This window comes from Mycobacterium sp. (assembly GCF_008709575.1).
Classification (GTDB): domain Bacteria; phylum Actinomycetota; class Actinomycetes; order Mycobacteriales; family Mycobacteriaceae; genus Mycobacterium.
Map to the genome: position 1 here is coordinate 1 of NZ_VYIK01000203.1, position 997 is coordinate 997.

General features: G+C 61.7%; 2 protein-coding genes. Both read right to left on the bottom strand.

Annotated elements, in window-relative coordinates:
* Nucleotides 1–223: 223 nt before the first annotated feature.
* Nucleotides 224–466, bottom strand: a complete 243-nt coding sequence (locus F6Q13_RS17880; protein WP_293059417.1) for a hypothetical protein — start codon at nt 464–466, stop codon at nt 224–226.
* 10 nt (nt 467–476) lie between these two features.
* Nucleotides 477–707: a hypothetical protein gene (locus tag F6Q13_RS17885; RefSeq protein ID WP_293059419.1), complete on the bottom strand. Its 231-nt coding sequence runs from the start codon at nt 705–707 to the stop codon at nt 477–479.
* Nucleotides 708–997 lie beyond the last annotated feature (290 nt).

Sequence of the window (997 nt, forward strand, 5' to 3'; positions counted from 1 at the left end):
GCGCAGCGACACCAGCTCCCACAGCTCGTTGAGTAGCTCCAGCTCCTCGGGGGTGATGCTCCTATAGTTGTCAAGCCGCGTTGGGGCGGGTTTTCTGGTTGGTGAGCCAATCGCGGTACTGCTGCAGGAATCTGAGTATGCTGACAAGTCGGAAATCTACCCCCATCTGTTCGTCGGTTTCGCGGGTTGAAGTGATTTCATTGATGGCCGGGGCAGGGGCCGGTCAGCCCGTCAGTTTTCCGAACCGCTGCTGGGCGGCCTGACGTGTCGTACCGAGTGCCACGGCGATAGCGGTCCACGAGTCGCCGCGCCGCCGAGCCTCGGTCACAGCGTCGATCAACTCGGTTTCGGCGTTGTGCACGGCTTCGGTTGCGGCGACAATGCGGCGAAACGCCGTCGCGTCCCGTGCCGGGTGGGTTGCGGGGTCCACGCAGTCAAGTCCGGTGTGGTCGTGGGTGACAGGCATGGTAATCACCTCATTTCAAGTAGTGGTAGAAAGATGGCCTGAGATTGTCGGCATGAATGATGCGGTCGGGATCATCGGCGGGAACGGCCGTCAGCTCCAGCATCGCTCCGTTGCGCGCCGGTCCGATGATCAGTAATCGTTCCTCGCCTTCGTACTCGTACGGTATGAATTTGACTGCGTTGCGGAAGGCGTGGGCTATGTCCTGCTCGGTGACGCCGTGCTTGCACGCGCTGCGCCGCACCCTCACACTGTCAAGTGTCCTTGCATCCCCGCAGTTGTCAAGGCTTCTTGCGTTGCTGGTGTCCCCGCTCCCACGAGGCGATCGTGACCGCTGGACATCGACGGCCCGACGTTGGGTGGTCTGACTGTCCCGGGTCGCGACGTCACTGGGTTCCAGGCCCACCGGGCTTGGACAACGTGATTGGCTTGCAGCAGCGCGCAATCCGCTAGCCGCCGACACAGGCATTTGAGGTTTGTTACGTCTGTGTGTGCCTGTATCGGCATCGGCGGAGGTTGACAACAGGGTCCACT